30 protein-coding genes, 3 tRNA genes and 1 pseudogene are annotated in these 26,418 nt (G+C 64.4%); 17 read left to right on the forward strand and 17 right to left on the reverse strand.

The window, feature by feature from the left end; all coding sequences use genetic code 11:
* The first annotated feature begins 76 nt into the window (after window positions 1–76).
* The 5 genes from dusB to ACQCSV_RS07320 all read left to right on the forward strand — a co-directional run bounded on the left by dusB (window position 77) and on the right by ACQCSV_RS07320 (window position 4,858).
* On the forward strand, window positions 77–1,255 hold the full coding sequence (gene dusB / locus ACQCSV_RS07300) for a tRNA dihydrouridine synthase DusB (RefSeq protein ID WP_354153821.1): 1,179 nt from the start codon (window positions 77–79) through the stop codon (window positions 1,253–1,255).
* Complete coding sequence (locus tag ACQCSV_RS07305; RefSeq protein ID WP_354153820.1) at window positions 1,239–2,537, forward strand: deoxyguanosinetriphosphate triphosphohydrolase; 1,299 nt, start codon at window positions 1,239–1,241, stop codon at window positions 2,535–2,537. The genes dusB and ACQCSV_RS07305 overlap by 17 nt, the downstream gene beginning before the upstream one ends.
* A 52-nt stretch (window positions 2,538–2,589) precedes the next feature.
* Window positions 2,590–4,521: a DNA primase gene (gene dnaG, locus ACQCSV_RS07310; protein WP_354153819.1), complete on the forward strand. Its 1,932-nt coding sequence runs from the start codon at window positions 2,590–2,592 to the stop codon at window positions 4,519–4,521.
* A 66-nt stretch (window positions 4,522–4,587) separates the two neighbouring features.
* Window positions 4,588–4,660 (forward strand) — tRNA-Asn (locus tag ACQCSV_RS07315).
* Between the two features lie 125 nt (window positions 4,661–4,785).
* A tRNA-Asn gene (locus ACQCSV_RS07320) sits at window positions 4,786–4,858 on the forward strand.
* 52 nt (window positions 4,859–4,910) lie between these two features.
* On the opposite strand, the gene ACQCSV_RS07325 is transcribed toward ACQCSV_RS07320, so the two are convergent.
* From ACQCSV_RS07325 to ACQCSV_RS07335, 3 genes are all read right to left on the reverse strand, one after another.
* Complete coding sequence (locus ACQCSV_RS07325; protein ID WP_185263057.1) at window positions 4,911–5,318, reverse strand: hypothetical protein; 408 nt, start codon at window positions 5,316–5,318, stop codon at window positions 4,911–4,913.
* Between the two features lie 104 nt (window positions 5,319–5,422).
* The gene (locus tag ACQCSV_RS07330; protein WP_354154196.1) at window positions 5,423–5,602 is read right to left on the reverse strand and encodes a hypothetical protein; all 180 of its coding nucleotides are present in this window, start codon (window positions 5,600–5,602) and stop codon (window positions 5,423–5,425) included.
* A 24-nt stretch (window positions 5,603–5,626) separates the two neighbouring features.
* On the reverse strand, window positions 5,627–6,880 hold the full coding sequence (locus ACQCSV_RS07335; RefSeq protein WP_354154195.1) for a multidrug effflux MFS transporter: 1,254 nt from the start codon (window positions 6,878–6,880) through the stop codon (window positions 5,627–5,629).
* Between the two features lie 159 nt (window positions 6,881–7,039).
* Here ACQCSV_RS07335 and ACQCSV_RS07340 point away from each other — a divergent pair, with 159 nt between their 5' ends.
* From ACQCSV_RS07340 to ACQCSV_RS07360, 5 genes are all read left to right on the forward strand, one after another.
* Window positions 7,040–7,894 carry a phage holin family protein gene (locus tag ACQCSV_RS07340; protein ID WP_354153818.1) on the forward strand — a complete coding sequence of 285 codons (855 nt, stop codon included), beginning with the start codon at window positions 7,040–7,042 and terminating at the stop codon, window positions 7,892–7,894.
* A gap of 39 nt (window positions 7,895–7,933) precedes the next feature.
* Window positions 7,934–8,557 carry a CDP-alcohol phosphatidyltransferase family protein gene (locus tag ACQCSV_RS07345; RefSeq protein WP_354153817.1) on the forward strand — a complete coding sequence of 208 codons (624 nt, stop codon included), beginning with the start codon at window positions 7,934–7,936 and terminating at the stop codon, window positions 8,555–8,557.
* A complete protein-coding gene (locus ACQCSV_RS07350; protein WP_354153816.1) occupies window positions 8,557–9,465 on the forward strand; it encodes a DMT family transporter in 909 nt (302 codons plus the stop codon). The genes ACQCSV_RS07345 and ACQCSV_RS07350 overlap by 1 nt, the downstream gene beginning before the upstream one ends.
* 130 nt (window positions 9,466–9,595) lie before the next feature.
* On the forward strand, window positions 9,596–10,792 hold the full coding sequence (locus ACQCSV_RS07355; RefSeq protein WP_354153815.1) for a glycosyltransferase: 1,197 nt from the start codon (window positions 9,596–9,598) through the stop codon (window positions 10,790–10,792).
* Window positions 10,793–10,933: 141 nt separating this feature from the next.
* A tRNA-Ile gene (locus tag ACQCSV_RS07360) sits at window positions 10,934–11,007 on the forward strand.
* 63 nt (window positions 11,008–11,070) lie between these two features.
* Here the strand turns inward: ACQCSV_RS07360 and ACQCSV_RS07365 are convergent.
* The 3 genes from ACQCSV_RS07365 to ACQCSV_RS07375 form a co-directional block, all read right to left on the reverse strand.
* The gene (locus ACQCSV_RS07365) at window positions 11,071–12,108 is read right to left on the reverse strand and encodes an AAA domain-containing protein (protein WP_354156003.1); all 1,038 of its coding nucleotides are present in this window, start codon (window positions 12,106–12,108) and stop codon (window positions 11,071–11,073) included.
* Window positions 11,991–13,253 carry an AAA domain-containing protein gene (locus ACQCSV_RS07370; protein ID WP_426939428.1) on the reverse strand — a complete coding sequence of 421 codons (1,263 nt, stop codon included), beginning with the start codon at window positions 13,251–13,253 and terminating at the stop codon, window positions 11,991–11,993. The genes ACQCSV_RS07365 and ACQCSV_RS07370 overlap by 118 nt, the downstream gene beginning before the upstream one ends.
* Before the next feature lie 108 nt (window positions 13,254–13,361).
* Window positions 13,362–13,844 carry a hypothetical protein gene (locus ACQCSV_RS07375; protein ID WP_426939429.1) on the reverse strand — a complete coding sequence of 161 codons (483 nt, stop codon included), beginning with the start codon at window positions 13,842–13,844 and terminating at the stop codon, window positions 13,362–13,364.
* A 224-nt stretch (window positions 13,845–14,068) separates the two neighbouring features.
* On the opposite strand from ACQCSV_RS07375, the gene ACQCSV_RS07380 reads away from it, so the two are divergent.
* Window positions 14,069–15,259, forward strand: coding sequence for an acyl-CoA dehydrogenase family protein (locus tag ACQCSV_RS07380; RefSeq protein ID WP_354222281.1), 1,191 nt, complete (start codon window positions 14,069–14,071; stop codon window positions 15,257–15,259).
* Window positions 15,260–15,270: 11 nt separating this feature from the next.
* On the opposite strand, the pseudogene ACQCSV_RS07385 reads toward ACQCSV_RS07380, so the two are convergent.
* The 5 genes and pseudogenes from ACQCSV_RS07385 to ACQCSV_RS07405 all read right to left on the reverse strand — a co-directional run.
* Window positions 15,271–15,543: pseudogene (locus ACQCSV_RS07385) on the reverse strand (transposase); the annotation flags it as partial.
* A 50-nt stretch (window positions 15,544–15,593) separates the two neighbouring features.
* A complete protein-coding gene (locus ACQCSV_RS07390; RefSeq protein ID WP_426938614.1) occupies window positions 15,594–16,835 on the reverse strand; it encodes an IS256 family transposase in 1,242 nt (413 codons plus the stop codon).
* 95 nt (window positions 16,836–16,930) lie between these two features.
* Window positions 16,931–17,101, reverse strand: coding sequence for a hypothetical protein (locus ACQCSV_RS07395; protein WP_426939430.1), 171 nt, complete (start codon window positions 17,099–17,101; stop codon window positions 16,931–16,933).
* 450 nt (window positions 17,102–17,551) lie between these two features.
* Entirely contained in the window at window positions 17,552–17,752 is a 201-nt protein-coding gene (locus ACQCSV_RS07400; RefSeq protein WP_354155999.1) for a hypothetical protein, read from the reverse strand.
* A complete protein-coding gene (locus ACQCSV_RS07405) occupies window positions 17,749–18,291 on the reverse strand; it encodes a hypothetical protein (RefSeq protein WP_354155998.1) in 543 nt (180 codons plus the stop codon). Before ACQCSV_RS07405 ends, ACQCSV_RS07400 begins: the two co-directional genes overlap by 4 nt.
* Window positions 18,292–18,382: 91 nt before the next feature.
* On the opposite strand from ACQCSV_RS07405, the gene ACQCSV_RS07410 reads away from it, so the two are divergent.
* Window positions 18,383–18,508 (forward strand): ANTAR domain-containing protein, encoded by a 126-nt coding sequence (locus ACQCSV_RS07410; RefSeq protein WP_426939540.1) that lies wholly within the window; start codon window positions 18,383–18,385, stop codon window positions 18,506–18,508.
* Between the two features lie 43 nt (window positions 18,509–18,551).
* Here the strand turns inward: ACQCSV_RS07410 and ACQCSV_RS07415 are convergent, their stop codons facing one another.
* The 5 genes from ACQCSV_RS07415 to ACQCSV_RS07435 form a co-directional block, all read right to left on the reverse strand.
* Entirely contained in the window at window positions 18,552–19,040 is a 489-nt protein-coding gene (locus ACQCSV_RS07415) for a hypothetical protein (RefSeq protein ID WP_354155997.1), read from the reverse strand.
* Window positions 19,037–19,516, reverse strand: coding sequence for a cupredoxin domain-containing protein (locus ACQCSV_RS07420; RefSeq protein WP_354155996.1), 480 nt, complete (start codon window positions 19,514–19,516; stop codon window positions 19,037–19,039). Before ACQCSV_RS07420 ends, ACQCSV_RS07415 begins: the two co-directional genes overlap by 4 nt.
* 62 nt (window positions 19,517–19,578) lie before the next feature.
* Window positions 19,579–20,319, reverse strand: coding sequence for a class F sortase (locus ACQCSV_RS07425; protein ID WP_354155995.1), 741 nt, complete (start codon window positions 20,317–20,319; stop codon window positions 19,579–19,581).
* Window positions 20,320–20,354: 35 nt separating this feature from the next.
* Window positions 20,355–21,104, reverse strand: coding sequence for a hypothetical protein (locus ACQCSV_RS07430; RefSeq protein WP_354155994.1), 750 nt, complete (start codon window positions 21,102–21,104; stop codon window positions 20,355–20,357).
* Between the two features lie 197 nt (window positions 21,105–21,301).
* Window positions 21,302–21,784, reverse strand: a complete 483-nt coding sequence (locus tag ACQCSV_RS07435) for a hypothetical protein (RefSeq protein WP_426939431.1) — start codon at window positions 21,782–21,784, stop codon at window positions 21,302–21,304.
* A 339-nt stretch (window positions 21,785–22,123) separates the two neighbouring features.
* Here ACQCSV_RS07435 and ACQCSV_RS07440 point away from each other — a divergent pair, with 339 nt between their 5' ends.
* Window positions 22,124–22,327, forward strand: a complete 204-nt coding sequence (locus ACQCSV_RS07440; RefSeq protein ID WP_426939432.1) for a hypothetical protein — start codon at window positions 22,124–22,126, stop codon at window positions 22,325–22,327.
* A 247-nt stretch (window positions 22,328–22,574) separates the two neighbouring features.
* Here ACQCSV_RS07440 and ACQCSV_RS07445 read toward each other — a convergent pair whose 3' ends face one another.
* Window positions 22,575–23,531, reverse strand: a complete 957-nt coding sequence (locus tag ACQCSV_RS07445; RefSeq protein ID WP_354155991.1) for a ferritin-like domain-containing protein — start codon at window positions 23,529–23,531, stop codon at window positions 22,575–22,577.
* A 230-nt stretch (window positions 23,532–23,761) separates the two neighbouring features.
* Between ACQCSV_RS07445 and ACQCSV_RS07450 the strand changes: the two genes are divergently transcribed.
* From ACQCSV_RS07450 to ACQCSV_RS07465, 4 genes are all read left to right on the forward strand, one after another.
* Complete coding sequence (locus ACQCSV_RS07450) at window positions 23,762–23,956, forward strand: hypothetical protein (RefSeq protein WP_354155990.1); 195 nt, start codon at window positions 23,762–23,764, stop codon at window positions 23,954–23,956.
* 124 nt (window positions 23,957–24,080) lie between these two features.
* Window positions 24,081–24,434, forward strand: a complete 354-nt coding sequence (locus ACQCSV_RS07455; protein WP_354155989.1) for a hypothetical protein — start codon at window positions 24,081–24,083, stop codon at window positions 24,432–24,434.
* A gap of 93 nt (window positions 24,435–24,527) precedes the next feature.
* Window positions 24,528–25,355, forward strand: coding sequence for an alpha/beta hydrolase (locus ACQCSV_RS07460; protein ID WP_354155988.1), 828 nt, complete (start codon window positions 24,528–24,530; stop codon window positions 25,353–25,355).
* A 196-nt stretch (window positions 25,356–25,551) separates the two neighbouring features.
* Window positions 25,552–26,010, forward strand: coding sequence for a hypothetical protein (locus ACQCSV_RS07465; protein WP_354155987.1), 459 nt, complete (start codon window positions 25,552–25,554; stop codon window positions 26,008–26,010).
* The last annotated feature ends 408 nt before the right edge of the window (window positions 26,011–26,418 follow it).

Raw genomic sequence — 26,418 nt, forward strand, 5'->3', positions numbered from 1 at the left:
CGCTGCCGGAGAGTTCCAAAGGGCGTGTCCACATGGCGTGGCTCGCCGATTTGCCCGCCTTTGCGACAATGGACAGGTGACTGTTACCGCAACGCCTCCCGCCCCCAAGCTGGAACTCCCTCCCCTGAAGCTGGGCCCCATCACGGTGGACACCCCCGTGATCCTGGCTCCTATGGCGGGTATCACCAACTCCGCTTTTCGTCGTTTGTGCCGTGAATACGGCGGCGGCCTGTACGTGGCGGAAATGGTCACCTCGCGCGCCCTCGTGGAACGCACCCCCGAGTCGCTGCGCATCATCTCGCACGACGACGACGAAAAGGTCCGCTCCGTCCAGCTGTACGGCGTGGACCCCGTTACGGTAGGCCACGCAGTGCGCATGCTGGTCGAAGAGGACCGCGCGGACCACATCGACCTGAACTTCGGCTGTCCCGTTCCCAAGGTGACCCGGCGCGGCGGCGGGTCTGCCCTGCCCTGGAAGACCGATCTCTTCACCTCGATCGTCCAGACCGCGGTCAAGGAAGCGTCCAAGGGCAATGTCCCGCTCACCATCAAGATGCGCAAGGGCATTGACGAGGACCACCTGACGTACCTCGACGCCGGCCGGATCGCCCGTGATGCCGGGGTGGCCGCCGTCGCGCTTCACGGCCGTACCGCAGCGCAGTTCTATTCCGGCCAGGCGGACTGGTCTGCGATCGCCCGCCTGCGCGAAGCCCTGCCGGACATCCCTGTCCTCGGCAACGGCGACATCTGGTCTGCGGAGGACGCTGTCCGGATGGTCCGCGAAACCGGCGTGGACGGCGTGGTGGTTGGCCGCGGCTGCCAGGGACGCCCGTGGCTGTTCGGTGACCTCATGGCTGCCTTCGAGGGAAGCGACGTCCGCCACAAGCCGGACCTGCACAAGGTGGCCGAGAGCGTCTACCGGCACGCTGAGCTGATGGTGGAAACCTTCGGTGACGAGGGCAAGGCCCTTCGGGAGATCCGCAAGCACATGGCCTGGTATTTCAAGGGTTATGTGGTGGGCAGCGAACTACGGACCAAACTGGCCATGGTGTCCAGCCTGGAGGTACTGCGCGAGACACTGGGCCAGCTGGACCTGGACTCGCCGTACCCCGGCGTGGATGCCGAAGGCCCGCGCGGCAGGGCAGGATCGCCCAAGAAACCGGCGCTTCCCAAGGACTGGTTGGAATCCCGTGCCCTGAACACAGCCCAGTCCCGGGACATCTCTGCCGCCGAGTTGGATGTCTCCGGTGGCTGAGACGCGCACCACGGCACAGGCCCTGCCCGGCTACGAGGCCCACGATTCCGCCCGCTGGGTGGAGGAACCGCCCAAAAACAACTACCGCTCCGATTTTGAGCGGGACCGCGCCCGGGTGCTGCACTCTTCGGCCCTGCGCCGCCTCGGCGCGAAAACGCAGGTGGTAGCCCCGGATACGGATGACTTTGTCCGCACCCGCCTGACCCACAGCCTCGAAGTGGCCCAGGTGGGCCGCGAACTGGGCCGTGCCCTGGGGTGTGACCCGGACGTGGTGGACACCGCTTGCCTGAGCCATGACCTGGGGCACCCGCCGTTCGGCCACAACGGCGAGTCCGCCCTGAACGAGGTGGCACATGCCATTGGCGGTTTCGAAGGCAATGCCCAGACCCTCCGGCTCCTCACCCGGCTGGAGCCCAAGGTCCTGGCCACCGACGGGCGCCCGGCCGGACTTAACCTCACGAGGGCCAGCCTGGACGCGGCGGCGAAATACCCCTGGTCCGCGCTGAACGCGCCGGTGATCCACGGGCAGCGCACCAGCAAGTTCGGCGCCTATGAGGACGATCTGCCCATCTTCGACTGGCTCAGGGAGGGTGCGCCGGAACGCCGGTCATGCCTGGAGGCACAGGTCATGGACCTTGCCGACGACATTTCGTATTCCGTCCACGATGTCGAGGACGCGATCGTGGCCGGGCACTTCCAGCTGCGCTGGATGGATAACCCGGACCACCGGGCCCGTGTGGTGGGCTATGCCAAGCAGTGGTACCTCCCGCACAACGACCCCGCCGCGATCGACGCTGCCCTGGCCCGGCTGGAAGCTACCGACGTGTGGGTCCGCGAGGCCGACGGCAGCCGCAAATCCATGGCCGCCCTGAAGAACATGACGAGCCAGCTGATCGGCCGGTTCTGCCAGAGCGCCCTGGAGACCACCCGTGCCGTCTACGGCCCGGAAAACCTCACCCGGTACAGCGCCGAGCTGATGGTTCCGGACGAGACGGTCATGGAGATCGCGGTGATGAAGGGCCTGGCCACCACGTTTGTGATGACCACCGAACACCGCCAGCCCATCTACGAGCGCCAGCGCGAGGTGCTGCACGCTCTGGTCACTGCCCTGAACGCCACGGGGGACCGTCACCTGGAGCCGATGTTCGCGGCTGACTGGCGGGACGCGCCCGACGACGGCGCACGGCTCAGGGTGGTCATCGACCAGGTGGCGTCGCTGACAGACGGCTCGGCGCTGGCTATGTACGAACGCCTCGTGGGGAGCCTGCCGTCGCTGTGGTGACAGACGCCATAGGGCGGCCTTCACGGGTGTTCCCCGGGACTAGGATGGCTCTGTGGCTGGCCTGATCAAACGCGATGACATAGACGAAGTACGCCAGCGCACGGACATCAAGGAAGTGGTTGACGGCTACGTCACGCTCAAGGGTGCCGGGCTGGGAACGTATAAGGGCCTGTGCCCCTTCCACGACGAACGGTCGCCGTCGTTCACCGTGCGCCCCCAGGTGGGCAGGTACCACTGCTTCGGGTGCGGTGAAGACGGGGACGTCATCGCCTTCGTGCAGAAACAGGACCACACCTCATTTCATGAGGCCGTGGAAAAACTTGCTGCCCGCATCGGCTACGAACTGCGCTACGAAGACGGCGGCACCGGCCCCAACCGCGAGGAAGTGGGCAAGCGCCAGCGACTGCTGGATGCCCACAAAATCGCCGATGAATTCTTCCGCGCCCAGCTGTTGACGCCCGGCGCCGCCGAAGGCCGGAACTTTCTGTTCGGCCGCGGCTTTGACCGCGCCGCCTCGGAGCAGTTCGGCGTGGGCTACGCGCCGCAGGGCTGGGATGCGCTCCTGAAGCACCTCCGCGGCCGCGGCTTCACGGACCAGGAGCTCAAGCTGACGGGGATGTTCTCCGAGGGGAACCGGGGCATTTATGACCGGTTTCGCGGCCGGCTCATTTGGCCCATCCGCGACATCGCCGGCGACACCATCGGCTTCGGCGCCCGCAAGCTGTATGAGGACGACCAGGGCCCCAAATACCTCAACACCCCCGAAACCACGCTCTACAAGAAGTCCCAGGTGCTTTACGGGATCGACCTCGCCAAGCGCAGTATCGCCAAAGACCGCCAGCTTGTGGTGGTTGAGGGATACACGGACGTGATGGCCTGCCACCTGGCGGGAGTCCCGACGGCGGTGGCCACCTGCGGCACGGCGTTCGGCACCGAGCACATCAAGATCGCCCGCCGCCTGCTGTCGGACGACGGCACCGGGGGAGAGGTTATCTTCACCTTTGACGGTGACGCCGCCGGGCAGAAGGCGGCACTGCGCGCCTTCGAGGAAGACCAGCGCTTTACCGCCCAGACCTACGTGGCCGTGGAGCCCACCGGCGCCGACCCGTGCGACCTGCGCCAAAGCAGGGGCGACGCCGCCGTGCGGGACCTGATCGCCACGCGCCGGCCCCTGTTCGAGTTTGCCATCAAGGCCACGCTCAGGCGCCACAACCTGGACACCGTAGAGGGCCGGGTGGCCGCGCTTCGGGAATCGGCTCCGGTGGTGGCCCAGATCCGCGACGCAGCCATCAGGCCCGAGTATGCCCGGGAACTGGCCGGCTGGCTTGGCATCTCGGTTGAAGATGTCAGCCGGGCTGTTGGTGTCGCCATGAAGCGTGCCGCCGCTGGCGGGCCGGCTGCACCTGGGAAACCCTCAGGAGCCGGTACGGCGGCTCAGCTGGGGTCCGCCCAGGCGGGCGGGCCCGGCGTGGCTGCCGGTCCGACGTCGGGCGCTGTCCCTTCCTATCAGCGGCCCGACCCACGGGACCCCGTGGCCTCCATGGAACGGCAGGCCCTGGAGGTAGCGCTGCAGGAGCCTGCACTCCTGGGCGGCGGCATCTGGGAGCGCTTCTCCGGGGCCCGGTTCATCACGCCCGCCTTCCTGGCCGTACACGATGCGATGCGCGCCTCCGGCCCCGAGCTGATCGGCGACCCCGCACGCTGGGTGAGCCAGGTGATGGAGGAAGTCCCGGAACCCCTGCGGCCGTTGGTGTCCGAACTGTCCGTGGTGCCGCTGCCCGCTAGCACCGCCGAGGGAGTCCAGAAGTACGGCAGAGGCATTCTCACTGCGTTGTTTGAACTCCAGATCACGCGCGTTAAGGCGGACAAGATGAGCCAGCTGCAGCGACTCGACCCAGGCTCCGAGCACGACCGGATCCAGCAGCTGCAGCGCGAACTGATGATGCTCGAAATGGAACGCCGGGCACTGCGCTCCGACGCGTGAAACGCGCCGATTTCGCTCCGATTTCGTTTCCCCGCACGGTGTTTGCTAGGCTGGTACCCGCTTCATTCCTCCTTAGCTCAATTGGCAGAGCATTCGACTGTTAATCGAAGGGTTGCTGGTTCAAGTCCAGCAGGAGGAGCGCACAATCCCCGTTCCGGGTCTCCGGAACGGGGATTTTTGTATACCCGGGGCGGGTATGCAAGTCTGTGCTGCCGCCGATTTCCCATTCCCGGGAAACCTTTGCTAAGGTCATACCTGCTTCATTCCTCCTTAGCTCAATTGGCAGAGCATTCGACTGTTAATCGAAGGGTTGCTGGTTCAAGTCCAGCAGGAGGAGCAAACAAACAATAGATCCCCGTCCTCATCTCTGAGGGCGGGGATTTTTTGCATCAGACAAAGTCCATTTCCACTTGCAGGAAGCACTCCGCTTCGGCAATGGCCGCGCGGAAGGCGTCCTGCTCGGTGGGGAACTTGCGGGGCTCCCGCGGATGCCACTCATGGGCTGCTGAGTGCACCCGGACGAAGCCGGAGGCCGGCGGTGCGTAGAAGATGCCGAACCGCTGCACCGGCCATTCGGGCGACGTCTCCGGGGCCACCAGGAGGGCGGCGCTGAAGGCGGCGTTGAACCACTGCGCGATAGGCCGCCGTCGGTCGTCCGTGAAGAGTCCGGCGGCATAGAGGGCTGCGGACTGCTCGCCGGTTTGGGCGCACAGCCGGTCCCACCACAAGGGCAAGATGCCTGAGTCGCAACGTTGCCATGTGGCCGGGGGCGGCGGGGAGAACTGCCAGCTGGGCACGGATCTATTTTATCGTGGGAAAGTACCCCAGCGGCAGGGGTTGGCCCCTCCTCGGTGACCCGCGATTTGGCGCCCGGTCACAACGGCTCTCCAGACCCCCACAACTACGGGCGGTTCCAAGGGCCCGGGTTAACCCGGTACAGCAGGGCAGCACCGGCCAGCGCACCCAGGATTATGCCTAGGGCTCCACTGCCGACCACGCGCCCAAGGAAGTAACCGGCCACGCCGCCCAGCACTGCCCCGAGGAACAGTCCCCGGGGGTTTCGGTGCGGCTTGCGTGGCATGCGTTTCATCAGTGATCTACGGGTTCAGTGGATCGAGGGCACGGTGCGCGGCCTGACGATCAGCCAGAGGCCAGCTATCGCCATCAGTATGCAGGCGGCCTGCACGGCGCCCATGGGGGTGGAGCTGGTGATGCCCAGCCACCCCACCACCGGTGACACCAGGCCGGCCATCAGGAACGTCGCGGCACCCAGGAGCGACGCAGCCGTCCCGGCCTGTGCTCCGTGGCTGCTCAAAGCCAGCACCTGGACACAGGGGAACGTAAAGCCAGTGCCCATGATGTAGAACCAGAGCGGAACCATTGCGCCCCAAAGTCCCAGGCCGGCCTGGTCAAAGACCACAATCAGCAGGGCCATGAGGAACATCCAGGCTGTGGAACAGGCAAGGATCCACTGCGGGGGGACGATACGGATGAGCCTGGAGCTGATCTGGACACCAGCCACAATGCCCAGGGAATTGATGCCGAACAACAGACCGTATTCCTGCGGCGAGAACCCGTAGATGTCCTGGAACAGGAACGGCGAAGCGGACAGGTAAGTAAAGAGGCCTGCGAAGTTCATGCCGCCCACCACCAGGAGGCCCACGAAGATCCGGTCCGTGAAAAGAACCTTGTACCGCTGGCTGGCAGTCATGCCGGTCAGCCCGCGCTTGTCCGGTGGCAATGTTTCGCGGACCAGGACGAGTGCGGCGATGATCACCAGCGTGCCGTAACCGGCCAGGAACACGAAGATTCCCGGCCACGGCATCACCAGCAGCAGCTGCGATCCGATCACCGGGGCCAGAATCGGAGCCAGTCCGTTCACCAGGGCCATGCGCGAGAACATCCGGACCATGGCATAGCCGGAGAACAGGTCCCGCACCATTGCCATGGCCACCACACCGCCACCCGCAGCCCCCACACCCATGAGCACGCGGAAGAAGCCCAACGTAGAGATGTCGGTGGACAGGGCTGCTCCCACGGAGGAGGCGATGTGCAGGGCCGTGGCCAGGATCAGCGGGAGCCGGCGGCCGAACTTGTCGCTGAACGGGCCCACCACCAGCTGGCCGAGGGCAAAGCCCACGGTAGTGCCGGCCAGTGTCAGCTGGACCTGGGCCTCGGTGACCCCCAAGCTCGCTTCCAGTGCCGGGAACGCAGGCAGGTACAGGTCGATGGTGAAAGGGCCCAGCGCGGTGAGTGCACCGAGGAGGAGGATGTACAGCAGTTTCCGGCGTCGGGTCAGCGAATCGCCCGGATTCGAGTGAGTGGTCACGGAGATCAATCCTAGGCCCGGAAGTTCCATCTTTCCGGGGTTGCGGGCGCGCCGTGGGGCCAACCAGGAAGTTTGCCCCGGACCGGAATGATAGTTTTGGGGGCAGGACCGTGCTGCGGCGGGCTCCCACAGCACACGGATGCCGAATCGACCAGGCAGCAGACTACGCAACAAGTTAGGCGGGAACCGATGAGCGGACGTCACACCGGGCGCACCGGCCAGGGATTGCGGATCACCGCGCTGCCCAGGACGCTGAAACTACTCTTTCGCCTGGCCCCTCGCCAACTCAACGATGAAATCGCCTTCGCCAAGATCGAGCTCAAGCGCAAGGGAATCCAGGTAGGCGTCGCCGCCGCGTTCTTCGCCGTCGCGCTTCTTTTTGTGGCGTTTCTTGTGGTGGGCCTCATCGTGGCCGCCATAATGGGCCTGGCCACCGTCATGCCGGCGTGGCTGGCCGCGCTGCTCGTCTGCGCCCTCTTCCTGGTCATCGCCCTCATCGGTGCCCTGATCGGCCTCAGCAAATTCAAGCAGGCCATGCCCTTGGTCCCGGCCGAAACCATCCGCGGGATCAAACACGATCTCGGCATCGCCAAGGAAGGCTCGCGCTTCAACGCCGAACTGCTCGATCCTGCCAGCCCGGAGGCCAAGGCCGCGAAGGCTGCCAAGGACGAAGCAGCCGCGAAGGCCAAGGCCGCGAAGGAAGCCAAGGCCGAGGCGCATAAGAAGGAGTTCCCGCACGCGTCCGAGCCCGAGCTTCACCGCCGCCTCGAACAGCGCCGGCGGCACCTGGCACAGGTCCGCGACGAGCTGGATACCGAGCTCGACATCAAGCCGCAGGCCATGTTCGTACTGGGCGCTGCCAAGGAGAAACTTGGCGAGGGCACGGCTGCCGTTGAATACGGCGCGGCCGCGGCCAGCCAGAAGTTCGCTGCCTTCTCGGGCTCCCGGGACGGCGTTGGCGTGCGCTGGAAGCCGCTTGCCGCCCTTGCGGCCTCCGCGACGATCCTTGTGGTGCTCCTGCGCAGGCTGCTCCGGAACCCCTGACAACAGACATCACACTGGGAACTATGGAAGGGGGGCGGATTGAGGTTCATTGGCGCTGGCGCGCGACCCGGCCGACCCCAGATTGACCACGACCGCGTTTTCACACTCCCCAACGCCCTGACGGTGCTGCGCTTTATGGGCGTGCCGCTTTTTGTCTGGCTGGTCCTGGCCCAAAAGGAGTATGGGACCGCCGTTGTGGTTCTGGTGGTTATGGCGGGAACCGACTGGATTGACGGGTATGTGGCCCGCCGTTTCGACCAGGCGTCCAAGCTCGGCCGGGTCATGGACCCGCTGGCGGACCGGCTTGCCCTGATCGCGGTGGCGGTCACCCTGGTGATTGCCGGCGTCGTGCATTGGCTGTATCTGGCCGCACTCCTGGTGCCGGACGCCGTGCTCCTGCTGCTGACGCTCTCCTACTTCGGGGGCCATCCGGACCTGCCGGTGAGCCGTGTGGGCAAGGTCCGCACCGGATTCCTGCTTCTGGGCACACCGCTGCTGGTCCTGTCGCGTTTGGACACCCCGATTGCCGGGCCGCTGTACGTTGCCGCCTGGATCGTGCTGGGACTCGGGCTTGCCGGCCACTGGATTGCCGCCTATAACTACTTCTGGGCCATTCTGCGCAAGGGCCGTCAGCAGTCCCATCAGGACGGCGGCACCGGCTGATGGTGTGGGTGGCCGTTCTGCTGGCGGTGCTTGGAGCGTTCTGCCTGGCCTTCGGAGCGCAGAAGCAGGGGAGTGCAGTCAAGGCTGACACCGGCGGGCTGGCGCTGAGTTCACACGGATTCCTCCGTCTGCTCCGCAATCCGCGGTGGGTGCTGGGACTTCTCCTGCTGTGCGTCGGGATGGGAATGAACGCGGTGGCATTGGTCTCCGCGCCGCTGACGGTGGTACAGCCGATCGGCGCCATTGCTCTGGTCATTACCACGGTGGTGAATGCCCGGGACCAGGACATCACCATCAACCGGGCCACAATGGTGTCCATCGCGGCCTGCGTGACCGGCTCCGCGCTCTTTGTCCTCCTCGCCGTCAACGTGACGCAGGAGAACCACCACGTGAACCAGGAGGACGAGCTCACCATCGTGTTGCTGCTGGCACTGGCCGTCGGCGTGTTCGGCACCCTGGCGGTCATGTTCCGGCACCGGATGGGCGCGTTTGTCTACATCCTCGGCGCCGGCATGCTGTTCGGCTTCGTCGCGGTCCTGACACGTATCATCGGCAAACACCTGCTGGATCCGAACGGGCTGGCACTGCTCAATGTCCAGTGGTATTCGGTAGTGGCCATCGCAGCGGCCGGCGGCCTGGGTTCGTGGTTTGTGCAGAGCGCCTACTCGGGCGGCCCGCCGGACCTTGTCATCGCCGGGCTGACTGTCATCGACCCGATCGTGGGTATCGCCATCGGCATCGTGATCTTGGGTGAGCTGCGCCCGGACGTCCACGCCGTGATGGCGATTGCCATGGCTACGGCTGCTTCGCTTGCTATCGTGGGGGTGATCGCCCTTTCCAGGCACCATCCCGAGGTCACTAAGCGCAGGAAAGATGCGCGGAAGGCGGCGGGAAGGGCGTCCCACTAGCCTGTTTTCCCGACCAGCCCATCTTCATGACCATCCGATTTTCACTAAGAGGCCCCGTGCTACCTTGCCGGCGGCCCACCGGTGCAGCCAGCGACAGCTGCCCGCACCGTGACCTTCAGGAGCTCTCCACGTGACAACGCCCTCTGACCAGCGACCCTTGACCGTACTGATTGCCGCGGATACGTATCCGCCCCACATCAACGGGGCCGCCCAGTTCAGCTACCGGCTCGCGAAGGGTATGACGGGCCGCGGCCACAATGTGCATGTGCTGGCCTGCCGGGCGGACAACGGTGCGAGCTTCACCGAGTTCCGCTCCGAGGCGACCGTGCACCGGCTCCGCTCGCACGGGGTCTTCACCCACGAATACTTCCGCATCTGTTTCCCCTGGGAAATCAAGAAGGAGATCGGCCTCCTTTTCGATCGGATCAAGCCCGATGTAGTGCACATCCAGAGCCATTACATGATCGGCGAGCACGTGCTCTACGAAGCGGGGAAGCGGGGCATCAGAATTGTGGCCACCAACCACTTCATGCCTGAGAACCTGAACCCGTTCCTGCCGTTCCCGCAGTGGTTCAAGGACATCATCGGCAAGATCTCCTGGAAGGACATGGGCAAGGTCATGGGCCAGGCTGACGTGGTCACCACGCCCACACCCCTGGCCGCCAAGGCCATGCACCAGCACGCTTTCCTGCACAAGGTACTGCCACTCTCCAACGGCATCGACTCCGCAGCCTACGAGCTGAAGCCAGGCGAAGTTATCGAACCGCACGCCCATCCGACAGTGGTATTTGTGGGGCGCCTGGCCGAGGAAAAGCACGTGGACGTGCTGATCAATGCCGTGTCCAAGACGCCCGAAGAGCTCAACGTCCACCTGGATATTGTGGGCGGCGGCGAAGTCCGCGCGGCTCTTGAAGCGCAGGCGGAACGGCTCGGAATGGGGGAGCGGGTGAAATTCCTGGGACTGGCCAGCGACGAAGACCTCCGTGAGGCCTACATCAGGGCAGACCTGTTCTGCATGCCGGGGACCGCTGAGCTTCAGTCCCTGGTGACCCTTGAAGCCATGTCCGCCTCCACTCCCGTCCTGCTCGCGGATGCCATGGCACTGCCGCACCTGGTGCGTGACGGCGAGAACGGATACCTGTTCACACCCAACGACAGCGACGACCTCGCAGCCAAGATCACGAAGATCCTCCAGCTGCCGGCCGACGAACGGGCGGCAATGGGCCAGGCCAGCCGGCGGATGGTTGAACCGCACAGCATCGAGGGCACTTTGCAGACCTTCGAGGACCTCTACCGGGGTGCAACCTACGACGACAAAGCGCTCTGACTGCGATCTGGCAGCTGCTCGCTCCATCCTGGCCGGGGCCCGGAGTCCTGGCTGCGTGGTCCTGATGGCCGCCACTATTTGCTAGAGTGTTTTTGCCCTGCTGAAGCTGAAGTCGTCCACAGACCACGCTGGCAGGGGCGGGGGGCTATAGCTCAGCTGGTTAGAGCGCGGGACTCATAATCCTAAGGTCCTCGGTTCAAGTCCGAGTAGCCCTACTGTGTGTTCCCTCCGGTCTGCGTCCACGCAAACCGGAGGGCACACGTGTCTCAGACGGATGCCTAGTCAAGAATGGCTGTGGCGAGCTTTTGGCGGATCACGTGTTCTTCGCCGCTCCCGGTGGTTGGCAGCCGCAGGAGCGGAATGCCGTGCGCGAGGCAGATCGCGTCCTTGAAGCCGTCCCGGACTCGTTGCAGAGGATCAGCCTCGTGGAAGGCGAAACCATCAACTTCCACCGCGAGGACAGGCACATTGGTGATGCGGTTGTATATGACGAAGTCCACCGTGGCGCGGTTGCGCACGTAGGCCATCTGCTGGGCCGTGAGCCTGGACAGGTCGGGGAGCAGATTGCGCAAAACGACCTGCTGAGCAACGGCCAAATCCGTGTACGTTGCCTCGGCAAGAATTTCGAGGAGCAGGGTCCACACGATGTTTTCGGAAGCGAACTTGGACGTGTTTTGAATGCGGGCAGCCAAGGGCCGGAGCACCGCCGAGTACTCCTTGTAGAGGAGATCGAATACAGATACGACTGCGCTATCGAACACGCCGTGCTCGGGATCCTGGTATTGGATGAACTGGACCAGATCGCGGAGATGACGGCTGGCCGGCAGCATGTCGTAATTCGTCACCAAAATGAACCGTTTGACCGCCCGGGATACCGCCACGTTGACCAGTTGCGGGCTATCCACAAATTCAACCCCGAAACGTCCGTTTTTCGTCTCGTCCAGGACCGTGCTCATGATGATGACTTCCTTCGCGCGGCCCTGGAACTTGTGGACGGTGTCAGCCTGGATGGTGTTGACGAGGGCTTCCGCCACTTTGTCCACTTGCAGACGGTACGGCGTGACCACACCTATGTCTTCAGGCCGTGTGTCTGAGCAGAATTCTTGCAGGACTTCCTCTGCAATAACGTCCGCTTCCCGCTGGTTGGTGCGACCGCGCACGTGCTGCCGCATGTGGTTTCCCTTAGCTGTGCGTACCACTATGAGCGCCTTGTTGTCCGGGTCACTGACCGTGTACGGAACGAGTTGCCCACCGTAAAACTTCTTGTTGCAGAAATCGATGATGGCAGGGTCGCAGCGGTAGTGCTCCCGGAGCATTGTGCGGGGGAGGTCGGTGCCGAAGCGCTCGATGATTGAGGACAGGATACTGTGCCGCCCATAGTCGTAACTTGGCGCAGGTGCTGGCCGGCACGCTCGGATGCACCCTTCGCCGCTATGTGCTGTAGCTGCTGCAGGTCGCCCACCACGATGACGTTCCGTGCGCAGGAAAGCGCCACGCCCGCGACTAGAAGGTCCACCTGGGACGCTTCATCGATGATCAGGTAGTCCAGCAGGAAGCCAGCCGGGATGCTTCGCCGTAGCGAGTGGCAGGTACTCAGGATCACTGGATAATCGTTGGCAAAGTTCTTGAAGTCCCGGCGATAAGTGTCGTCCGAATAGCCTTGAGACCGGCCACCGGAATAGCGCTGGTACAGACCGGCGTCCAGCGCTTGTCGTGACAAGTGCCCCGGTTCGTCTTCGAGACCGGGGCAGTCGTTCTGATCGAGCTGCGCTTTCGCTCGCTCGATTTGCTGTTCCAACTCCGCAATTTTGCTGTCGTAGAAAGCAGCCTGGAGACGCAGGATTACGTCCGTGTTGTCTGGATCGATGTGCTTCGTGGATCCATATCGAAAACGGCCCTTGAACCGTCGAAAAACTCTTTTGAGGCGACTTTCATTCGCTGGAACGGCCGCTGTCTGGGCGAGGAATTCGAGGATACGGTTGGACGGCCGCTTCAGGAGTGTCAATGCCGGAAGCGAGGGCAGTTCGTGACTGTCGACATGGTGGCTGAAGTGACGCCGTTCAAGTTTGTAGGCATCCAGCTCCTGCCGCAGCATAGCTAGCTCCCGGGCCATCACCTGCAAGTGCTGGAGTTGCTTGTCGAGGTCCGAAATCCGACCGGCTGCTGGCAAGGACACAGTTGAGCGCCCGGCTTGGCGTTGCACCTCGACGTTTTCGGCGTGTTGTCCCGCGAAGAACTTACGTCTCACGTCGCTACGCCCCAAGTCTGCAACGACGTGGCCGAGCCCTTCCCGCGCGAGCTTGTCGCGGACGTTTTCCACCGCGGCATCATTGGAAGACACAATGCCCACAGTTGTCCCCGGGGAACGGATGATGTTGGCAACCAGGTTCAGTATTGTTTGCGTCTTTCCTGTTCCCGGCGGCCCGTCGATGACCGAGATACGGTGGGTGAGGCCTTTCATCAGAGCCTCGCGCTGGCTGAGGTTTGACGAAAACGGGAAAATAAGTTCCCCGATTTCCGCCGAGGCATCCAGGGCTTCGCCGCGAAGGTAGAGATCGAGGATGCTCCCCTAGGGGATGGCCCGAAAGCTCTTGTATAGGGGGCGCAATGGATCGTCCTGCCCGAGATGGGAAACGACGTGGTGCCAGTAGTTGAGGACGTCGTAAGCTTCGGTGGCGTCCTCCGCAGCGTGGACAATGCTGATCTCGTCCTGCCTGCATGTCCTATAGACTTCGCGTCCGCTGGTTAAGGAGAAAACGCGCCACCAGGTCTGGCCTGGACCGTCAAAACGCCACACCTCCGTCACTCCCTGCACGGGATCTCCACGGATGCTGACACAGTCCCTATCCTCAATGGGTTCGCGTGTCGGGTTGCGCAGAATCATGACGTTCTGGGCCGAATACCTGTATTTCCGCGGGCTGCTGGCTAACTGGAATGTAACGAAGGTGAAGTCGGCGGCGACAACGTAATCCAAAACTTGCGAGGTTTTGTCGTGAAATCCGGGCTGGTCCCTGCTCCGGATGAGAACGGCCTCGCGGCGCGGGTCAGTCAATACAATTCCCCCAAGTGAAAGATGCAACATCCTTGCCCCCGACGTTATCGAAGTTCGCTGCACCGTTCGACCGCCTGGGCGTTTGCAGGTCCAGCTTCGTTCCATCGCCACCGTTGAGGAGGGTAAGCCCGATGCGGTAAGTTACTCATCAGTAACTTAATGAACTTCCGGGGATATTCGCGCCTTGGAGCCGTCTATCAGCACTGATCCCTAGCGAGGAAACCATGCCTAAGAAATCCATTGACATCAACAACCTTCCGTACGCCGACGGCGACTTCTTCGCCTTCGAGCAGCTTCTCACCGCCAAGGAGCAGGACCGGCTGGCCGAGATCCGGGGTTTCCTTGCCCGCGAAGTCCGGCCGATTGCCGTGGATTGCTGGAACCGCGGTGAGTTCCCCATGGAACTCATTCCCAAGCTGGCCGAAATCGACCTGGTGAGCCCGGTGCGGCGCCAGGGCTACTCCAACCTGTTTGCCGGCCTGGTCCACGCCGAGGCCACGCGCGCCGATACCTCCATCGCTACCTTCATGGGCGTGCACGACGGACTGTTCACCGGCTCCATCGAAGCCCTTGGCTCCCAGGAACAGCAGGACGCCTGGCTCCCGGATATTTATTCGCTGAAGAAGATCGGCGCATTCGGGCTCACCGAACCCCTGGGCGGTTCCGATGTGGCCGGCGGCACGCGCACCACAGCACAGCGCGACGGCGACACCTGGATCCTCAATGGCGACAAACGCTGGATCGGCAACGCTACATTCGCGGACTGGGTGGTCATCTACGCCCGGGACCTCGCCGACAACCAGGTCAAGGGTTTCCTGGTAGATACGGCGCTGCCCGGGTTCAGTGCCACCAAAATCGAAAACAAGATCTCCCTCCGGACCGTCCAGAACGCAGACATCGTCCTGGAGAACGTGGTGGTTCCGGACTTCTTCAAGCTGGCAGGCGCCAACAGCTTCCGCGACACCAACAAGGTCCTGAAGGTCACGCGGCTGTCCGTGGGCTGGCAGGCAGTTGGCCAGCAGCTGGCAGCGTTTGACGTGGCTCGCCGCTACGCCGTGGAACGCCACCAGTTCGGCCGTCCGCTGGCGTCGTTCCAGCTCGTCCAAAGCCAGTTGGTGCAGATCCTCGGAAATGCCGTTAGCTCGATGGCCATGATGGTCCGGCTCTCCCAACTGGAGGACGCTGGCCAGGCCAAGGACGAACAGTCCGCCCTGGCCAAGGCATTCACCACCGCCCGGATGCGCGAGAGTGTTGCGATCGGCCGCAGCCTCCTGGGCGGCAATGGCATCGTGACGGACTTCGAGATGGCCAAGATTTTTGCAGATGCCGAAGCCATCTACTCGTATGAGGGAACCCACGAGATCAACACCCTCGTGACCGGCCGTGCCATCACCGGGATCTCTGCCATCGTCTAGGGCGTGTCTCTTTATTGGCGTAGCCAGATGACGACTGCGTACAGGATAACGCCGGCGCGGTAGGTCAGTGTGAGTTTGTCGAAGCGTGTGGCGATGCCGCGCCATTGCTTGGAGAGGCTGAAGGATCTTTCGACGGTGGTGCGGCCTTTGTAGGTCTCGGAGTCGAAGTTCACGGGCCGGCCGCCGCGTGAGCCGCGGCGTTTGGCGTGTCCGATCTGATCGGAGGGTTCCGGGATGACGGCTTTGATACCCCGGTCGCGGAGTATGGCGCGGTTCGCCCGGGTCAAGTCCAAATGCGTGGTGTAACGCGGTTGCCGCGTGATCCTTGGTTTGTTTAGGCGCTGAGCGCCAGTTCTGGGGTGTTCCCTGCCTCCTCTGTGGTCGGGGTGCCGACGGCCTGGGCCTGTTGGATGAGGTCGAGGCTGAGGTAGCGGCGGGCTTCGATCCAGTCATCGTGTTGCTCGGCCAGGACGGCGCCGACGAGGCGGATGAGGGAGTTCCGGTCGGGGAAGATCCCGACCACGTCGGTGCGGCGGCGGATCTCCCGGTTGAGGCGTTCCTGCGGGTTATTGGACCACACCTGCCGCCAGAGGCCCTTCGGGAAGGGCGTGAACGCGAGCACGTCGGCGCGGGCAGCTTCGAGGTGGTCCGCGACCTTGGGCAGCTTCTCTTCCAGTGCGTTGATGACGCGGTCGAACTGGGCGTGCACCGCGTCCGCGTCGGGCTGGTCGTAAACACTGTGGAGCAGGGTTTTCACCCAGGGCCAGGAGGTCTTGGGTGTGAGGGACATCAGATTCGCCGCGTAATGGGTGCGGCAGCGCTGCCAGGACGCGCCGGGAAGGGTCGCCCCGATCGCCGCGACGAGGCCGGCGTGCGCGTCGGAGGTCACCAGCTTCACCCCGGAGAGTCCGCGGGCGGTGAGGTCGCGGAAGAAGCCCAGCCAGCCGGCCCCGTCCTCGGACGAGGTCACCTGGATCCCCAAGACTTCCCGGTGCCCGTCGGCGTTCACGCCGGTCGCGACCAGGGCATGGACGTTCGCGACCCGCCCGCCCTCGCGGACCTTCAACACCAGCGCATCGGCGGCGACGAACGTGTACGGGCCCGCGTCCAGGGGCCGGGTCCGGAACTGCTCGACCTGTTCGTCGAGGTCCCGGGCCATGATGGAGACCTGGGACTTGGACAGGCGCGTGATGCCCAGGGATTCGACGAGTTTCTCCATCCGCCGGGTGCTCACCCCGAGCAGGTAGCAGGTTGCCACGACGGAGGTCAGGGCGGCCTCGGCCCGGCGCCGGCGCTCCAGCAGCCAGTCGGGGAAATACGTGCCCTGGCGCAGCTTCGGGATGGCGACGTCAAGGGTCCCGGCACGGGTGTCGAAGTCCCGGTGCCGGTACCCGTTGCGGGAGTTCACCCGCTCCGCCGAGGCCATGCCGTATTCGGCGCCGCAGACGGCGTCGGCCTCGGCGCCCATCAGGGCGGTGATGAAGGTCTGGAGCATCTGGCGGAGCAGGTCCGGGGAGGCCTGCTCGAGCTGCTCCGACAGGAAACGGCTCGGATCGATAGAATAAGGTGCGGTCATCGCGGAGTTCTCCTTCAGGAAAGACATTGGACTGTCATTTCCAAGGATCACGCGGTGACCGCCTTCGCATCTGGCAACACGCCCGAGGTGGGCCGTTACACCACGCTAATGGACGTAACCTTCGCCCGGGACGAGTAGGCCTTATCTCCCATCGCGGCATCGGGGCGGGTTCTGGCGCGACCTCCGCCGAGACGAGGAGCCCGGGCTGCTTCCATGACGACGGGGAACATGGGCGAGTCGCCGCCCGCGCCGGGGCCAAGACTCATCGCCAGCCGGCTGTCCTTGCCGTCGCAGGCGTGCTGGATCTTGGTGCTTAGCCCGCCCCTGGAGCGGCCGATGGCGTGGTCAGGCGGTTGGGTAAAAAGTTTCTTGTAATTCGGGAGTTCCCCCTGTGGCGCGGGGAAGGTTCGTCCCGTGCTGGTGGGCTCGGTTGATAGTTGAGTCCACCAACACGGTCCAGTCGATCAGCCCGGCCGCGTCCGCTTCGGCCAGAAGCCTCGTGTGGATCCGGTCCCACGTGCCGTCGGTTGCGAAACGGCGGTGCCTAGGTGTTCGTCGAATGTGTGAACGTCGCCCATGGCATTGAAACACCATGAAGGTGCGTTTTTGCTGCCATGACACTCCATGCAGCGACGTCGCGCACGTCAATGATGCTGGTCGGCAAGTCGGGGGCGAATGGTGCTAGGACTGGGCCAGGCCGGCATGCGGGTAGCGATTTAAGTCAAGGTGGACCTGCGGAGGTCTTCATCACCCGCGAGTTCGTACCAGGTCTCCGCCTCCAGTGTGGGCGAGGGCGTGTCAAGGTTCCAATACAGGGCATCGATGAGATTCCTGAGCTCTTGGACCGCCAGAGTGGGGAGGATCATTCCCGGTCCGCGGGGATCGTTGATGAGCTGGGACAGCCGCAAGGGTGTCATGGTGCGGTATCTCGGACGCGGGGCCAACTGCAGAGGATGCTGTTCACTGTGACTCCATCAGAACGCGTTGAGAGGGTGTAGGTAGCGTCCCTGAGTGTAATCCGCGGCCCGGAAGCGAGCTCCACGAACGGGCTCCAGGCCCAAGCGGCGGCCAGGCGGACGGGCAAGCCGGTGCGGGCTAGCACCCTGAGCAGCATCAGTGTGACGGCCCCTCCAATCAGCAGCCCGGCCAGCTGGACCAGAAGGTAGCCCACCGCGTCAGGGACCGCAGCCCGGACCGCGAGGAAATAGATCTCAGCCGTGGACGGGTAAAACGTGGGCACATGCGGCCGGTTAATGGCCGCGCAGAGAGGGTTTCCGGACGGAAAACCCGTGGCGGCCACGGACTCTGTCCCAAACAGATCCACTGAACAGACAGCTTTCCCGTCAGGACCTGACGTGCCCTGCGCAAACAGCCAGGCCGGCCGGTGATCGGCGAGGGTCTCATCGCGGGCCTCTTCGGTAATGATGTGGTTACCGAAGCGGAGGGGTTTGCTCACACTGCTAGCCGTGCCCTCCGGGTGGCGCTGAGAGTCGCTGCCGCCGAGGAGCTGGCAACCCATTTACGGGCCGCCCTGGAGCAGGACAGCTATTGATGTGGCCTGCGGGACGATCATGGCCGCGGACCGGTGTTCCAGGGACCAGGCATTTGACATTCTTTGCCACGCGTCAAACAACCGCAACGAAAACTTGGCGACCTCGCCCAGGAACTCATAACCCGAACTGCCGGGGCTACGGTGATGACAGCACATTTCGACGACTAGCGCTCCCGCTCAACAGGGCGGGTTTTCCGGTGCAGGATCAGTGCGGTGGCGGCGAGGAGGACCGCGGCGCCCTGTGCGAGGGCGGTGAGGGTTTTCTCAGCGAACCAGACGGGTTCGTACATGGCCGGGAAGGGCCCGAACGCCGGGAGGTCGATGTAGCGGTAGAGGAGCAGGATCGCCAGCCCTCCGCCGGCGGTGAGCAGGGCAAGGAGCCATGCGGGGCGGCTGCCGCGGATCAGGACGTAGAGCCCGGCGGCTACGGCGGCGGCGGCTTCGGCGAGAAAGAGGTTGCCCTCGCCGAAGCCTTCCGGGGCGGCGGACTGGTAGCCCGGGGCAAGGCGTGCATGCACGATCGCGTCCACGGCCAGAGCGGCCGCCGCCAGGACCCGCAGGACGGGGCCCGCAACGGTGCCACGGCCTGGGCGGCCTGGTTCCGGGGTTCCCGCGCCGGTGATACCCCGGGCAGGGGTGCGGTCCTTTCTCATTTGACGGTCAGGGTCCCGTGCATGTTGGAGTGGTAGGTGCAGTGGTAGGAGTAGGCCCCTGCCTTGGCGGGGGCGGTGAAGGTGGTGCTGGTGCCGGCTTTGACGACGGCGTCGAAGGACCCGTCGTCAGCGGTGACGGTGTGGGCCACGTTGTCCATGTTCATCACGGTCACGCTCGCCCCGGCAGGGACACTGTCGGGGCCGGTGTAGGCGAAGGATTTGATGTGGATCGTCAATTCAGCCGCCATCCCGGAGGACCCGCTGGTGGCTCCCATCGTGGCTCCCATTGATGATGCCATCGGGGACGCTCCCATCCCGGCATCCATGGACGCTGACGCGGAAGCCGTTGGCGGCGTCGGCGACCCGGGTGTTGAGCTGGACCCTCCTGGGGTGGTCCCGCAGGCGCTGGCACCGATGATGGTGGCCGCGCCAATCAGGGCAAGGGCGAGACGTTGCGGGGTTTTTATCGTCTTCATGGTGTTTCCCTTCAGGGAGCTGACGGGCGCTCCTGGCGGAGGCGAGGGCAGCGGTTCCGGGTTCAGGCGGGGTGGCTGGAGGTCAGGTGGGCGTAGACGACGGTGTTGTCCAGGTACTCCCGGGTGGCGGGGTCGTAGCCGCCGCAAGTGATCAGGCGGACCTCGGGGCGGTCCGCGTTCTGGTACACCTCCACGGTCGGGAAGGTGGCTTTATGATAGACATCGACTTTGTCCACGGTGAAGACCGCGGCGGTGTGGTCCGCGCGGGTGACGGTGAGGGTCTGGCCCGGGGTGAGTTCGTGGAGCCGGTAGAACAGGCCAACATCGCTGTTGGTGGTATTGACGTGGCCGAGGATGACCGCGGACCCGCTCTGGCCGGGCATGGGCGAGTCCTGGTACCAGCCCCCAGGTGCTCCCGGTTCCCCAGACGGAGTCTGGACTTCACCGTTGACTTGCTTGCCGACGGGGGTCAGGGCCGCGTCAACGCCGATGGCGGGGACAACGACCCGGACCGGCGCAGAGGCGGGCAAAGCCGCATCCGGGGCCGCAGGAACAGCCGCGGACGGCGGGATGGGCGGTGCCGGTGCATTGACCTGGTCAGTTAAGGGCGCTGGCGCAGGGCTGCTGGCGTCAGGGAATGGAGCCGTGGCCGGTGCCCTGGCCGAGACAGTGCTGGTGCCGCCCGGGACGGGTGGTTCGGCGTGGAGCCCGAGGCCGATCGTGGTGATGCCGCCAGCCAGGAGCAGGGCCGCCGCCGCGGACGCCATGAGGCGTCCGCGGCGACTGCTGTTTTCAGGTCCCATTAGATCCCTGCTTGTCCTGTCGCCTTGATCAGGCGTTAGGCTGCCATCTTGCGGCGGAGGGCGTACGCGCCGCCGGCTGCCAGGACGAGGCCGCCACCTGCTGCCAGGAGCCCCAGGTCAGGGCCGGCCGGGGCCGGGGTGGTGATGCCGGTGCCGGGGGCGCCGGCTGGCATGGCCTTCAGGGTCCCGCACAGCGCCGGCGAGGTCGCGGCCAGCGGCAGGGACGGCACGAGGTCGCTGGGAGCCTTCTGGGCCGCGTCGGACAAGGTGGCCGGGTCCAGGCCGTGGACGACGACAACGGCGGTGCCGGCCTTGAGCGCATCAGCGGTCTTCGCATCCAGGGTGAAGGTGCGGTTGTAGGTGTAGGAGGCGCCCATCCCGGCGACCTTCAGATCGGTGCCAGCTGCCGGGCTGGTGTCACCGCTGGTGGACAGGGTCGCACCGATCCCGCCGTAGGCCGGGGCACCTTCGGTGGTGCTGATCACGCCGTCTTTGTTGGTGTCGGCGGACATGTCCGGGCAAGTGCCCTTCGCGCCGATGTGGATGTGCTGGACGTGCGGGTAGGGGCTGCCGTTGAACATCGCGGCGAGACCGGAAACTTTCTCCGTGACCGTTGCCTGGTCACCGCTGACGGTGATCATGACGGTTCCCGAGGCGTTGCTGCCGTTGATCGCGGCCAGGTTCGCCTGGTAATTCGTGTTGTCCGCGGCCAAGGCCGGGCTGGTGGAGAGTGCAAGGGCGCCCAGGGCCAGGGCCGGGGCAATCAGGAAAGCGGATTTCATCATGATTCTTTTTCCTCCATTGACAATGAACGCCCCCCCAGATGGGCACGCCCATGACTGTGACACTAACGGTTCGTTGTGCTCCACGCCACAGATTGGTCAGATGTCATGAACTTTCCTTCGCCGCACCTGAAGCCTCTCACCTGCCCAAACACCCGGTCCGGGCACCTGGGGCATGCGGCAGGGGGGTGCATGAAGCGCTATTCGGACCAGCAGGCCAGCACTGTGGTGGCCACCTGGTAGGCGAACGCGGCGCGGGTCACCTCGTGCGGGCCCAGCGTTTCCGGCAAGGCCGACGCGTCCACGGTCAGCACAAAGCTGTCCTTAACGAAGGCAGCGGACGCTGGCGTCTGGAAGGCCGGGAACCCCAGGTTCGCCAATCCCTCGATCGGGTCGGCCGCAACCGTACTCCGCTGCAGCTCCTGAAAGAAAGCGTGTGCAGCATCCGGGTCAGCGGCTTCCTTGACCGAGAGCACGAGCGCACCGCCCGGCAGAGTGTAGGTGCAGGTGTAGAACTTGTCTGCCCACGTTGCGGCGGTGCCCGGGACAGACGGGAGGGCCGGAATCTTGACGATGTTGGCACGGGTTTCCTCCCCGCACACCATCAATGCCGCCGCCGAGGGCCCACCCGCGTCGGCAACGGGAATATCAGAGAGCGGCGAAGCTGATGCGGATGCAGCCACCGTAACAGCCGGACTCGGCGCCGTGGTCCCGGGGCCGGCACCGCACCCAGCCAGAACCAGCATCGACAACGCCGCAACAGCCGGGACAAGAACCCGATGCGTCGGAGATCGTAGCGGCGAGTTTACCCGTCCCATCAAGCACACACCTTCCAAAAGGTAGTCCTGGCCGACACCTTACCGCCCGCCACTGGCTATTCGGTACCGGAGCCTCCCCGGACGGGTCCGGCAACACGTCCGCGCCCGGGTCCCTGCATATGGGACCTGACCGCGCAGCGGCCGACCGAGGCCCTGCTGCCGCGCTCCGTTTCCCATGTCAGCGGACCAGGACAGCCATCCTTTGTGGCCGCGGTCTCGAACCGCGGGCATGAACTATTACAGCCCGGCGGCGCAGGACCGGGCCAAGACGCCACATATGATGCAGTGGAAAAGGTCCTGACCGGCATCTTTGAACCGTTGAGCAGGCACACCCTTGCCGTCCGCTGGAACCAGGCCGTTGAAGCCATGGCCAAACGCCTCGAAGCCCAGGACAACGGCTCCGAATAGGCCACTCGGGCACCCGACCCGCTGTGCCCCCGGCAAAACGCGGGGATTGGAAAGCCTGACCTGGAAACCCACGCAGGAGAGATCTCGGGTGTCCGGCGCACGACTTTAGCCGTACCGCACCCCACTCGAGCCGATGTCTTTGGGTATTTAGTACTTCTCTTCTTAGCGGGCTGCTCCGGGGTTTCGGTATCCCCGGAACAGCCGGACACCTCGGCAGCGTGCGAACCGGCCCGTCGGTTCGTGGGACTTAGTCGTTGTCGTTATCGCCGCTGGTGTTGATGCTGCCGTTGACGCCTGCCGGGAAGAACCCGCCCGACGTGACCTGCTCTGAATCGAGGTAGGCGATGTTCAACACTTGGGCTGCGGTCCGGCTGAACGCCAGCCCGTTCGCGTCAGTGGGAACAAGGTTGGCCACGGCCGCGGTGCCGATGCCCTGATCCAGATCCGTTGTCCCGTCGAGGCTGTCCCGGGCGTCCGAAATCTTCTGCACCGTGGTGTAGATCGCCGGGGTCTGGACCCCCAAAGCGTAGAGCGTTGTACGGATAATCCCCGCATGGTAGGCCTCGACGGCCAACAGTCCCGCGGCCGCCTCAAGATAGGTCTTATTACTGATCAACGGAGCCGCGCCCTTATACGCGGTGACACCGACGTCCTCGAAGATAAAGGCCCCGAACAGGAAGTTGACCTCATTGGCATACACATCGAACTTGTCATGCGGACCGATCAGCCCCGCAGCCCGGGCCGCGGCCGTGAAGCTATCATCAAGACTGATCCTCGGCCTCGACACCGCAGCGCTGCCCAACGCACTGCGGAGGAACGCGACATGGGTCTTTTCATCCCCGGCGATCTCCTCAGCATACTTTTTGATCAGAGGCGTCTTGAACGGTACAGCCCTGCCGCCGACCACCGGACCCCGCCGCCCCGTCCCGGTGGTCATGTTATCCGGCAACCCCATCCCCGTGACGGCCCGGAGATAAAACTCAGCCTCAAGGTATTCCAAGTTCAACGCGAAGTTCAGAATCGCCGCGTCACTGGGGGCCCCGGCCTCCTCCGCAACAGCAGGCGACGCCGCCGCGGACGCGGCAACGAAAGCCGCCCCGGCGGTGAGCCCGCTCAGCCCGGCCGCCCGGAAAAACCGGCGACGGTCCACCGCGCTCTCCGCGCTCCGGGAAATAGCGTCAACAATAAAACGTTGTTCGAACATGGGACATTCTCCTGCCATTCAAACGAAATGGCGGGGGCAGGACATACTCCTTTTAGCGCACCCCAGCGCTGCGACACCCTCGTCGCCACGACCACACCGGCCATGATACCCGTCACAATACCCGGGTCGGAAACGATGAGGAAGAGGATAAGCCAACCACTCCCAAGCGACTGGAACCCTGTTCTTTGAGCTAGCTACCGCGACCGACCGTGGTACCCTTGGCCTCGAGCATGAACCTGGGCGCCAACGCCGGTGTGGCCAGCACCAACCAGAACACCTTGGATGAGAACAACACCGCCGGAACCGACCGTGGTTCGTTCGTTTCGGCGTCGAACCTCGGCCTGAACCTGGGCGCCACGGCCAACGTCCCGAGCACCATCCAGAACAACACCACCACGCGGAACAAAAGATTCATCGGCAGCTAATCGAACCGACCCGGGGGATCTCGCGTGGACAGAGGGTCCCTGAACACGTCCTCTTGCACCGTGAAAGCGTGTACAGAACCGGGCCGTGGGGAATGACCGGGCGCCGGACCTTGTTAGTCCGGCTATGACACTTCTTCCCACACAGGCAGCACCCGGCCTCGCACTCGCCCTAGTCGGCGGGGGAACCACCGATGAGCTGAAGCTGGGTACCGGGGCCAGCGGCCTGGCTAACCTCCCCGTGGCCTACGGCCTGAGCGAGGAAGCCGCCCGGTCCTGGGGCCTGAACCTCTCGCACGCGATCAAGGACGGCGAGCCGGACCTCTTCAACGAACCAGGCATCTTCATCCTCGACGAGGACGGGACCCTGTTCTGGTCCAGCACCGCGACCATGCCCTTCGGCCGGCCGTCCCTGGACGATGTCATCGCCGGGGTCCGCTACGCCCAGGAGCACGACTACCCGCCCCACGGTGCCGCCTGAGACCTCGGGCGCAGACAAAGTCCGGCGCACCCGGGAGCCGCCAGCGCACCGGACTCCACAACCGGCCGCAATGAACGGAAAGGCAGCACATCCATGACCCCCACCCAAGCCCCTGTGCGGCGCGAACACGTCGAGGTCGCCGGTACATCCCTTTCATATCTGAGCAGCGGCGATGACCAGAGCCCCACGCTGCTCTTGCTGCACGGCACGTTCTGGAGCCGCGTGTGGCTGCCGGTCCTGCCCGCCTTGGGAATCGTCCGGCGGTGCATTGCCCTGGACCTGCCCGGATTCGGGCACAGCGAAGGCGAACTCGACACCAGCCACGCCACCGTCCCGGCCCTCGCAGAAACAGTTCTCGACGCCGCCGATGCCCTCGGACTGGACAGCTTCGACCTGGCCGGGCACGACATCGGCGGAGGAATAGCCCAACACCTCGCAGCCACCAGCGGGCGGGTGAACAAACTCGTGCTGATGAACTCCGTCATGTTCGATTCGTGGCCGGTGCCTGCGGTGGAAAGGTTCCGCGACCCGCAGGTCCGGGCAGCCACGACAGCCCCGGAGCTGCTGGAAGCCCGTGCGATATCGACGCAGCGGGCCATCAAACGCACCCTCAGCGAGGAGGAACTGGCTGATTACCTCTCGCCGTGGAACGAACCGGCCCGCCACAGGTCGTGGATGGCCATGGCCGCAGCCGCCGACCCCCGTTACACCCTGGACCTGGTCCCGCTGCTGCAAGAAGCCCACATACCGACCCGTCTGGTCTGGGGCAGCGAGGACGACTTCCAAAAAGTCAGCTTCGCGCACCGCTACATCAACGAGATTCCGGGATCGGATCTCGTTGAAGTCAACGGCAATCACATTCCCACCGAAGATTCACCGGCAGCCGTCACCCAGGCCATCCTGGAGCACCTCGTCAAATGACAGCGGCCGAAACCTCCGCCTGCACACCCCCTGGCATGGGAACATCTGAATCCGCCTGAAGTCCGGGCCCGGGCAAGTTCGGGCAGAAGAACCCGCTCCCACTGCCCTTGCTCCCGGGCAGACCAGCGCGCACCATGACAGATAACAAAAGGACCGTCCCGCGCTGATCGGCCTGACAACCGTAAACGGAGGATCAATGACCAGGGACGCCACTATCCACGCCCAGGAGCGCTTCGGCGTCGCCATGAACAGCGGGAAACTCGATGAATTCGATGACGTCGTCACGACCGGCTGTGTCAATCACGACCCGGAACCAGGACAAGGACCGGGCCCGCAGGGATTCAAAGACCTGTTCACAGGATTGCGCTCTTCTTTCATGATCAAATTCCTGCTCACGGCCTTCGCGACCGCAGTTCTGATAGTGCACACCCAATTGATCGGGCTCGTCGCGCACGCAGCGGCAAACGGGGCCCTGCACTCCACGGAACTGGGCGCGGCAAAGGCTCAGGTCACCGTCGCTGCAGGAGGCGCCCTGGTGGTCCTGCTGGTCATCACGGCCCATTCGGTCTACAGGCCCGGGGCCGGACCCGCTACGGGCTGCGTAAGCAGCAGCAATACCCCACCTCGCCAACAACAGCCGCGGTCCTCGCCGTAAACATCGGACCCACGCGGCCACGGGAAGGCCAAGACCCCTGCCGGGGCGTCTCCGGTTGTCCGGCCAGCAGTTGTGCGGGACGGGCATGATGAATCCCGGAGCTTCGCCAAGTCCGTACTTATTCGTCCTGCCGCCGCCGCTGAAATCGGCGGCGCCTGGCCGGTGTTCAGGTCGTCCGCGAAAAACCAGGCGTGGTGGTGGGCCGGGCTGGGCGCATGTTCTCAGAGACGAAGGATTTCAAGAACAGGGTCATTCGAGAAGCGTGGTGCTTGCAGCGGACTGCCGGAAAGCGACGCCGTTCTTCGGGAAACCGCCATTGTGATTGTCAGTTTCAGCGGTCCAGGGGCGCTGAAAATGACAGCCGGAAGGGATCTCAAACGGTGTCTTGCGAACGATCGTTTCTATGAT

It is taken from the genome of Pseudarthrobacter sp. S3, assembly GCF_050156905.1.
In the GTDB taxonomy this organism is placed as follows: domain Bacteria; phylum Actinomycetota; class Actinomycetes; order Actinomycetales; family Micrococcaceae; genus Arthrobacter.

Coding starts and splice junctions, on each gene's coding strand:
- ACQCSV_RS07425 (WP_354155995.1), bottom strand. CDS start 20,319: ATGGGACCTGAAAACAGCAGTCGCCGCGGACGCCTCATGGCGTCCGCG.
- ACQCSV_RS07455 (WP_354155989.1), top strand. CDS start 24,081: ATGACACTTCTTCCCACACAGGCAGCACCCGGCCTCGCACTCGCCCTA.
- ACQCSV_RS07340 (WP_354153818.1), top strand. CDS start 7,040: ATGAGCGGACGTCACACCGGGCGCACCGGCCAGGGATTGCGGATCACC.
- ACQCSV_RS07365 (WP_354156003.1), bottom strand. CDS start 12,108: ATGCTCCGGGAGCACTACCGCTGCGACCCTGCCATCATCGATTTCTGC.
- ACQCSV_RS07460 (WP_354155988.1), top strand. CDS start 24,528: ATGACCCCCACCCAAGCCCCTGTGCGGCGCGAACACGTCGAGGTCGCC.
- ACQCSV_RS07465 (WP_354155987.1), top strand. CDS start 25,552: ATGACCAGGGACGCCACTATCCACGCCCAGGAGCGCTTCGGCGTCGCC.
- ACQCSV_RS07330 (WP_354154196.1), bottom strand. CDS start 5,602: ATGCCACGCAAGCCGCACCGAAACCCCCGGGGACTGTTCCTCGGGGCA.
- ACQCSV_RS07350 (WP_354153816.1), top strand. CDS start 8,557: ATGGTGTGGGTGGCCGTTCTGCTGGCGGTGCTTGGAGCGTTCTGCCTG.
- ACQCSV_RS07390 (WP_426938614.1), bottom strand. CDS start 16,835: ATGACCGCACCTTATTCTATCGATCCGAGCCGTTTCCTGTCGGAGCAG.
- ACQCSV_RS07335 (WP_354154195.1), bottom strand. CDS start 6,880: ATGGAACTTCCGGGCCTAGGATTGATCTCCGTGACCACTCACTCGAAT.
- ACQCSV_RS07370 (WP_426939428.1), bottom strand. CDS start 13,253: ATGAAAGGCCTCACCCACCGTATCTCGGTCATCGACGGGCCGCCGGGA.
- ACQCSV_RS07380 (WP_354222281.1), top strand. CDS start 14,069: ATGCCTAAGAAATCCATTGACATCAACAACCTTCCGTACGCCGACGGC.
- ACQCSV_RS07400 (WP_354155999.1), bottom strand. CDS start 17,752: ATGACACCCTTGCGGCTGTCCCAGCTCATCAACGATCCCCGCGGACCG.
- ACQCSV_RS07430 (WP_354155994.1), bottom strand. CDS start 21,104: ATGATGAAATCCGCTTTCCTGATTGCCCCGGCCCTGGCCCTGGGCGCC.
- ACQCSV_RS07450 (WP_354155990.1), top strand. CDS start 23,762: ATGAACCTGGGCGCCAACGCCGGTGTGGCCAGCACCAACCAGAACACC.
- ACQCSV_RS07420 (WP_354155996.1), bottom strand. CDS start 19,516: ATGAAGACGATAAAAACCCCGCAACGTCTCGCCCTTGCCCTGATTGGC.
- ACQCSV_RS07415 (WP_354155997.1), bottom strand. CDS start 19,040: ATGAGAAAGGACCGCACCCCTGCCCGGGGTATCACCGGCGCGGGAACC.
- ACQCSV_RS07305 (WP_354153820.1), top strand. CDS start 1,239: ATGTCTCCGGTGGCTGAGACGCGCACCACGGCACAGGCCCTGCCCGGC.
- ACQCSV_RS07445 (WP_354155991.1), bottom strand. CDS start 23,531: ATGTTCGAACAACGTTTTATTGTTGACGCTATTTCCCGGAGCGCGGAG.
- ACQCSV_RS07395 (WP_426939430.1), bottom strand. CDS start 17,101: ATGAGTCTTGGCCCCGGCGCGGGCGGCGACTCGCCCATGTTCCCCGTC.